This is a genomic window from Streptomyces sp. NPDC002690 (assembly GCF_053592415.1).
The window spans coordinates 1-2,206 of sequence record NZ_JBSFVR010000651.1; the positions used below are offsets into that span (position 1 = coordinate 1).

General features: G+C 65.7%; 2 protein-coding genes. One reads left to right on the forward strand and one right to left on the reverse strand.

Annotated elements, in window-relative coordinates; translation table 11 throughout:
- Positions 1-434 precede the first annotated feature (434 nt).
- Positions 435-1,676: an IS110 family transposase gene (locus ACWD3D_RS36345; RefSeq protein WP_451464929.1), complete on the forward strand. Its 1,242-nt coding sequence runs from the start codon at positions 435-437 to the stop codon at positions 1,674-1,676.
- A 10-nt stretch (positions 1,677-1,686) separates the two neighbouring features.
- Here the strand turns inward: ACWD3D_RS36345 and ACWD3D_RS36350 are convergent, their stop codons facing one another.
- Positions 1,687-2,106, reverse strand: a complete 420-nt coding sequence (locus tag ACWD3D_RS36350; protein ID WP_450771129.1) for a hypothetical protein — start codon at positions 2,104-2,106, stop codon at positions 1,687-1,689.
- Positions 2,107-2,206 lie beyond the last annotated feature (100 nt).

The following is a 2,206-nucleotide window of genomic DNA, read 5'->3' on the forward strand; positions in this document are numbered from 1 at the left end:
CGGCGTCGGAGCCGTCCTAATCCGGTTGTAACGACAGCCCTCAGGGACGTACGCCAGGGCTGTTCGAGCAGTAGAAGTTGGTCGCGATGGCGGTCACGTGAGTGTCGGGCTGACGTCTTGAGTCGTCCGGGGACTTGATCCCTATATCCAGAGCGGTGGTGCCCGACGCTCTCGTGACCACCATCATCGTCAACACCGTTCTCTTGATCACTCGTTGGTGTCTGTGGTGCGAGCCCGCCGCATGGTGACCCCTCGTGATGCCCGAGCCGCTTCAGCTCCAACGCAGACCGGGGCCCGTGCGGTGAGCTGGTGCCACGAACAGCTGCTGAGGTGGCGGACCGGCCCCGTGTCGAGTCCTTGGATTAGGTCGCTGCGTGGTTCCGCATGAGCTCGTGACCAGTACAGACACCCGAAACGCGGGGAAGGGAAAGATCTTGATCTATTGCGGCATCGACTGGGCGGAACGTACGCACGACGTCGCCCTGGTTGACGACAGCGGCCAGTTACTGGCCAAGCGGCACATCACCGATGACGCCACTGGCTACAGGGTCCTGCTGGATCTACTTGCTGATCACGGCGACACGGAGGAATCCCCGATCCCGGTTGCGCTCGAGACTTCCCGAGGCTTGCTGGTCGCGGTGCTGCGGACCGGCAAGCGGCAGGTCTTCGCGATCAATCCGATGGCCGCTGCCCGATACCGCGACCGTCATTCGGTCTCGCGCAAGAAGTCCGACCCGGGCGATGCCCTGGTCCTGGCCAACGTGCTGCGGACCGACATGCACGCCCACAGGCCTCTTCCCCAGGACAGCGACCTGGCCCGCGCCGTCGCCGTCCTCGCCCGTGCTCAGCAGGACGCAACGTGGAACCGCCAGCAGATCGCCAACCAGCTGCGATCCCTGTTGCGCGAGTACTACCCGGCCGCTCTCACAGCCGTCGAATCCTGGAAGAACGGGCTCTGCCGGCCCGAGGCACACGAACTGTTGAAGGCAGCCCCGACACCGGCCAAGGCGGCTCGGCTTACCCGCACACAATTGCAGGCCGCACTCAAGAGGGCCGGTCGCCAGCGCGGCATCGCAGCCGACGCCGAGCGGCTTCGCGAGGTCTTCCGAGCCGGCTGGGCCCAACAGCCGGAGCTGGTCGAGGACGCGCTTGGCAAGCAGATGCTTGCTCTCCTGATTCAGCTGGAGGCCGCCTGCACCGCCGCCGGCAACCTCGCCGAGGCGGTTGAAGAGACATTTCCTCAGCACCCGGACGCTGAAATCATCCTCAGCTTCCCTGGCCTCGGCACCCAGCTCGGCGCCCGCGTGCTCGCCGAGATCGGCGACGACCGACAACGATTCGCCGACGCGCGCGGCTTGAAGGCATACGCCGGCGCCTCACCCATCACACGAGCCTCCGGCAAGAAGTCCAGCATCACCCGACGCTGGGTGAAGAACAATCGCCTCAACCACGCTGGCTACCTCTGGTCCTTCTCCGCGATCACCGCCTCACCCGGCGCCAAAGCCCACTACCGGCGACGACGCGACAACCACGCAGACTGGCACGCCGCCGCCCAGCGCAACCTCTTCAACCGCATGATCGGCCAGCTCTACCACTGCCTCCAGCAGTGCCATCCATATGACGAGGCACTGGCCTTCCCAGCATCGACCGCCCAGGTCGGTACAGCGGCCGCATAGCCCAGTGCGCCTACTGGCCTGGAGACGTCACCCAGGGAGCGAAGCGCTGATCGGGGCCTGCATCCTGGCGCCAGTAGCGCAGGACCGTTTCCTGGACGATGTCGAGGCGCTCTGCGGCGATGAGGCACGAGACCGGCTCCTGCCCGCCGGCGTCGGCCTCGAAGGCGACCACGATGGGCGGTATCTCGCCGAGCTGACGAGTGACTTTCAGGAGCTCGTCGGGCGACGGAGACCGGAAGGCCGGATCACGAAAGCCGGACGGACAACTCACGAAGATCGGATCGCTGAAGATCAGTTCCAGGCCGTGGTGGTACGTCAGGTCGTGGTCGGCGGCGAGCCTGAGCTGTCCGCTGTCCCAGGCGACGACGTCCCAGTCCCACCAGGACCCTTCGGGGAGCTGGATCGCAGTATGCGCTCCTTCGGCGTCCACCGGCGGCCTCCTCATCCCGTTCGAACAGATCGACAGGCTACACAGCGGCTGGGAGCGTGCGACTTGACGAGCTAAGACCCTGAGGTGTCTGGATAGCCCC